Here is a 5,337-nt window from a genome sequence, read left to right as displayed (position 1 = left end):
CCCGGCGGCTGCCCCCGTCGTCAGCACCCCTCGCCCTGCCGCGCCCGCGACGCCCGCGGCCGCACCGCCCGCCGACTGGCCCGACGCCGGCGCGGCCGAGGGCGTGGCCGCGGCCCAGCAGGTCGATGCCTACGACGAACCCGGCTTCGACCCCGCACCCGCCGAAACTCCCGCCGAGACCGACCCCGCGGCGCCCCCGGCCTTCACCCGCCGCCCGCCGCTCGCGGCCAGCACGCCGGAAACACTCACCGCCCCGCACCGCCTCGGCCCCGCGGAACGCTGACCCCTCGGGCTGGACCCAAATATCCCCGCCGGAGGCTCCCGCCGCCCCCGCCCCGCGCGGGCGCCGGGGCAGTTCACCAATGCGGCGGGCGCTGGTCGGCGAGCGGGATCGTCCCCTCCGCCGCCTCGCGGTCAGCCTCGCGCTCCATCAGCAGCCCGACCCGGCGCGACAGGCGCCTCAGCTCGGCATCCTGCCGCGTGACCACGTCCGACAGCTCCTCGACCGCCCGCGTCAGATGCGCGATCCGCTCTTCCAGCGTCTGAAACTTGTCCATCCCGGCCCCTTCCGCTAAGCGGTCCCGGCATCTCACGGATCAGACCGATGGCCAAGGACAAACCCCGCCGCCCGCGCGCCGAGCCGCCCAAGGGCTTCCGCGACAGCTTCGGCGCCGACGTGACCGAGCGCAACCTCATGCTCGAGCGCATCGCCGCCGTCTATCGCCTGCACGGCTTCGACGCGCTCGAGACCTCGGCCGTCGAGACGGTCGAGGCCCTGGGCAAGTTCCTGCCCGACGTGGACCGCCCCAACGCGGGCGTCTTCGCGTGGCAAGAGGAACAGGTCCCCGGCGGCGGCTCGGGCGACTGGCTGGCGCTGCGCTACGACCTGACGGCGCCGCTCGCGCGCGTGGCGGCGCAGTTCCGCAACGACCTGCCCTCGCCCTATCGCCGCTACGCGATGGGCCCGGTCTGGCGCAACGAAAAGCCGGGGCCGGGCCGCTTCCGCCAGTTCTATCAATGCGACGCCGACACCGTGGGTGCCGCGTCGGTCGCCGCGGATGCCGAGATCATCGCCATGCTCGCCGACGCGCTCGAGGCTGCGGGCATCCCGCGCGGCGACTATCTGGTGCGCGTCAACGACCGCAAGGTGCTGAACGGCGTGCTCGAGGCCGCGGCGGTCGCCCCCGAGCAGGCCGCCGACGTGCTGCGGCAGGTGGACAAGTTCGACAAGGTGGGCGCCGAGGGCGTCCGCGCGCTCCTGACCCAGGGCCGCACCGACGAAAGCGGCGCCCGCATCGACGGCGTGGGCCTGACCGAGGCGCAGACCGCCCCCATCCTCGCCTTCCTCACCGCCCGCGCGGAGACCAACGAGGCGACGCTCGCCAACCTCACGGCCGCCGTCGGCGGCTCGAGCGTCGGCGCCGAGGGGATCGCCGAGCTGACCGAAATCGCGGCGCTGCTGGCCGCCACCGGCCTCGGCCCCGACCGCGTGGTCATCGACCCCTCGGTGGTCCGCGGCCTCGGCTACTACACCGGCCCGGTGTTCGAGGCCGAGCTGACCTTCGAGATCCTCGACGACAAGGGCCGCCCGCGCCAGTTCGGCAGTGTCGCCGGGGGCGGGCGCTACGACGACCTCGTCGAGCGTTTCACCGGGCAGAAGGTGCCCGCCACGGGCGTCTCGATCGGCGTGGACCGGCTGCTCGCGGCGCTCAGGGCGCGCAACCCGGCCGAGACGACCGCCCGAGGGCCGGTCGTGGTCACCGTCATGGACCGCGACCGCATGGCCGACTACCAGGCGATGGCCGCCGAGCTGCGGGCCGCGGGCATCCGCGCCGAGGTCTATCTCGGCAACCCCAAGAACTTCGGCAACCAGCTCAAATACGCCGACAAGCGCGCCGCCCCGGTCGCGGTGATCGCGGGCGCTGACGAGGCCGCGCGCGGCGTCGTGCAGGTGAAAGACCTCATACTCGGCGCGAAGATTGCCGCGCAAGCCTCTGTCGAGGAATGGAAATCCCAGCCCGCGCAGGTCGAGGTCCCGCGCGCCGACCTGGTCGAGACCGTGCGCGGCATCCTCGCCCGCTGAGCCGCAGATGACCCGCCCGCTCGCCCCCCGCACCGCCGCGCAGGCCCACGGCCGCCGCATTCTCGAGGCCTTCCGGGCCGCCGGCGCGACCGAGGTCGCCCCCGACATCCTGCTGCCGGCCGAAACCCTGCTCGACCTCTACGGCGAGGACATCCGCGCCCGCGCCTACGTCACCACCGACCCGGTACGGGGCGAGGTCATGCTGCGCCCCGACTTCACCGTCCCGGTGGTGCAGATGCACATGGCGGGCGGCGCCGACCCGGCCCGCTACTGCTATCTGGGCGAGGTCTTCCGCAAGCAGGACCAGGGCGACACCCGCCCCGAGACGCCGCGCGACAACGAATACCTGCAGGCCGGGTTCGAGCTCTTCAGCCGCGAGCCGCAGGCCGATGCCGAGGTCTTCGCGCTCTTCCACGGCATTCTCGCGCCCCTCGGGCTCGACGCCACGATGGGCGACATGGACCTGCTGCTCGATGCGGTGGACGGGCTGCCGCTGCCCGACGACCGCCGCGCGGCGCTGCGCCACCACATCTGGCGCCCGCGCCGCTTCGAATCGCTGCTCGAGCGTTTCTCGCACCCGGTCCCACCGCGGCATTTCGCCGTGAACGGCGCGCCCTGGACGGGCGAGCGCACCCGCGCCGAGATGCACGACCGCATCGCCCGGCTGGAACGCGGCGCCGTCAGCACGGCGCTGCCGGCGATCTGGCGCGAGCGGCTGCACCGGCTCTTCACCATCGCCGGCCCCGCGCCGGTGGCACTGGCCGAGCTGCGGGTGCTCGCCGACCACATCCCCGCCATCGCCGAGGCGGTCAAGCGTCTCGCCGGCCGCCTCGACGCGCTCGCCGCCCGCGGCATCGACCCCGACACGGTGCGCTTCGACGCGAGCCACGGGCGGCGGACGATGGAGTATTACGACGGCATGACCTTTTCCTTCACCGCCCCCGCCCATCCCGACTGGCCGCCGGTCGCCTCGGGCGGGCGCTACGACGCGCTGACCGCGGTGCTGGGGCAGGGGTCGGGGAACGGGAGCGGAGGCGGGAGCGGGAGCGGGGCCATCCCCGCCGTCGGCGGGATCATCCGCCCCGCGCTGGTGGCCGCGCTATGCTGACCCCGGCCCCCGCCCAGACCCTCAAGCTCGGCGTCCCCTCCAAGGGCCGGCTGATGGAACAGACCTTCGACTGGTTCGCCGCCCGCGGGCTGCGCATGGCCCGCAGCGGCGCCGACCGCGAATACGCGGGCCAGGTCGAGGGGGTGGACGGCCTGTCGCTGGTGCTGCTTTCGGCCGGCGAGATCCCCCGCGAACTTGCCGCCGGCCGCATCCAGCTGGGCGTCACCGGCTCGGATCTGGTGCGCGAGAAGCTTGCCGGCTGGCGCTCGGACGTGACCGAGATCGCGCCGATGGGCTTCGGCCACGCCGATCTGGTGATCGCGGTCCCGGCCTGCTGGCGGGACTGCGAGACGCTGGACGACCTCGCCGCCATCGCCCGCGACTTCCGCGCCGCCCACGGCCACCGGCTGCGGATCGCCACCAAGTATCACCGGCTGGTGCGCGCGTTCCTCTCGGCGCACGAGGTCGCCGACTACCAGCTCGTCGACAGCCAGGGCGCGACCGAGGGCACTGTGGCGAACCTCACGGCCGAGGCCATCGCCGACATCACCTCGTCGGGCGAGACGCTGCGGGCGAACAACCTCAAGATCCTTGACGGGGCGCTGATCCACCCCAGCCAGGCCACGCTCTTCGCCGCCCGCAGCGCGGTCGAGCGGCCCGACCTGCGCGCCCTGCTGGCCCGGCTGGGGCTGCGCGGCCCGGGTGTCGAGACGGTCTGAACCGAAGGGCCGCAGCCGGCGTTGCCCTCGGGTCCGGGGCACCCATGCCCCCATCCGAGGAGACGGACCCATGGCAGACGCAAGCCAGATCAAGGACGACATGGAGATCGTGGGCGCCGACGGCGTGCACATCGGCGTGGTCGACCACATGGACGGCGACCGCATCAAGATGAAGCGCAAGGACGAGGCGCACGGGGTGAAGATGGAGCACCATCACTACATCCCGATGGGCAACGTCGCCTCGGTCGACGGCGGCAAGGTCTGGCTGTCGGCCGACGCCGCCAACGCCCGCCAGCTGCTCGAGGAAGAGGACGGCTCGCCCGTCGACCACGGCGACGCGGCCCGCTGATTTCAGCGCCCTGTGCCCGATCCGGCCCGCCGCCCCCGCGCGGCGGGCTTTTTAGTGCGTGGAGCGCGGGGGAAATCGTTCGCATGAACTGTGCATGAACATCGCACGAACGTTGCAGGAACCCTGAACGCCCTGTGCATGGCCATTTCAGGCAAAACCCGGCCTCCGCCGATGGGACGCCGGGCGCGTTCATACGCCCCGCCGCTCCCGGGGTGTTGCGCGAACGTTGTGCCGCTACAGCCCGACCAGCGCGCGGGCGAACTCGTCCGGCTCAAAGGAGTCGAGGTCGTCGATCTGCTCGCCCACCCCGATCGCGTGGATCGGCAGCCCGAACCGATCGGCGAGCGCCACCAGCACGCCGCCGCGCGCGGTCCCGTCCAGCTTGGTCATCACCAGCCCCGAGACGTCTGCCAGCTTACGGAAGGTCTCGACCTGGCTCAGCGCGTTCTGCCCCGTGGTCGCGTCCAGCACCAGCAGGGTGTTGTGCGGCGCCGAGGGGTCGCGCTTGCGGATCACCCGGACGATCTTGGCGAGTTCTTCCATCAGGTCGGCGCGGTTCTGCAGCCGCCCGGCGGTGTCGATCAGCAGCAGGTCCGCGCCCTCCGCCTCGGCCCGCGCCATCGCGTCATAGGCGAGGCTCGCCGGGTCCGACCCTTGCGCCGCGACCATCACCGGCACGCCCGCGCGCTGACCCCAGACCTGCAACTGCTCGACCGCCGCGGCCCGGAACGTGTCGCCCGCCGCGATCACCACCGACTTGCCAGCGGCCTTGAACTGGCTCGCGAGCTTGCCGATCGTCGTGGTCTTGCCCGAGCCGTTGACGCCCACCACCAGCACCACCTGCGGCTTCTTGGCATAAAGCGGCAGCGGCCGCGCGACCGGGGTCATGATCCGCGTGACCTCGCCCGCGAGCGCCTGCTTCAGCTCGGTTGCGCTGATCTTCCGCCCCATCCGCCCCTCGGCGATGTTGGCGGTGACGCGCAGCGCGGTCTCGGTCCCCATGTCGGCGGCGATCAGCATGTCCTCGAGATCCTCGAGCATCGCGTCGTCCAGCTCGCGCCGCGGCTCGGCCGGGGCG

Annotated in this window: 6 protein-coding genes and 1 pseudogene; 5 read left to right on the top strand and 2 right to left on the bottom strand. The window is 72.9% G+C overall.

Annotated elements, in window-relative coordinates; all coding sequences use genetic code 11:
* A pseudogene (locus tag ACFHYO_RS13500) lies at positions 1-283 on the top strand (hypothetical protein); the annotation flags it as partial.
* Between the two features lie 73 nt (positions 284-356).
* Here ACFHYO_RS13500 and ACFHYO_RS13495 read toward each other — a convergent pair.
* Entirely contained in the window at positions 357-557 is a 201-nt protein-coding gene (locus tag ACFHYO_RS13495) for a SlyX family protein (RefSeq protein WP_036702459.1), read from the bottom strand.
* Positions 558-604: 47 nt separating this feature from the next.
* On the opposite strand from ACFHYO_RS13495, the gene hisS reads away from it, so the two are divergent.
* The 4 genes from hisS (at position 605) to ACFHYO_RS13475 (ending at position 4,259) form a co-directional block, all read left to right on the top strand.
* Positions 605-2,083, top strand: coding sequence for a histidine--tRNA ligase (hisS, locus tag ACFHYO_RS13490; protein WP_394321063.1), 1,479 nt, complete (start codon positions 605-607; stop codon positions 2,081-2,083).
* A 7-nt stretch (positions 2,084-2,090) separates the two neighbouring features.
* A complete protein-coding gene (locus ACFHYO_RS13485; protein ID WP_394321061.1) occupies positions 2,091-3,191 on the top strand; it encodes an ATP phosphoribosyltransferase regulatory subunit in 1,101 nt (366 codons plus the stop codon).
* Positions 3,185-3,910: an ATP phosphoribosyltransferase gene (gene hisG, locus ACFHYO_RS13480; protein WP_394321059.1), complete on the top strand. Its 726-nt coding sequence runs from the start codon at positions 3,185-3,187 to the stop codon at positions 3,908-3,910. Before ACFHYO_RS13485 ends, hisG begins: the two co-directional genes overlap by 7 nt.
* Positions 3,911-3,980: 70 nt before the next feature.
* Complete coding sequence (locus ACFHYO_RS13475) at positions 3,981-4,259, top strand: DUF2171 domain-containing protein (RefSeq protein WP_394321057.1); 279 nt, start codon at positions 3,981-3,983, stop codon at positions 4,257-4,259.
* 234 nt (positions 4,260-4,493) lie between these two features.
* Here ACFHYO_RS13475 and ftsY read toward each other — a convergent pair.
* The coding region (gene ftsY, locus ACFHYO_RS13470) for a signal recognition particle-docking protein FtsY (RefSeq protein WP_394321055.1) at positions 4,494-5,337 on the bottom strand (844 nt) is incomplete at its 5' end.

The sequence above is a fragment of the Paracoccus panacisoli genome (assembly GCF_042435015.1).
Lineage (GTDB): Bacteria > Pseudomonadota > Alphaproteobacteria > Rhodobacterales > Rhodobacteraceae > Paracoccus > Paracoccus panacisoli.
Note: the sequence above shows the minus strand (reverse complement) of the source record. Positions and strands in the feature narration are given on the sequence as shown.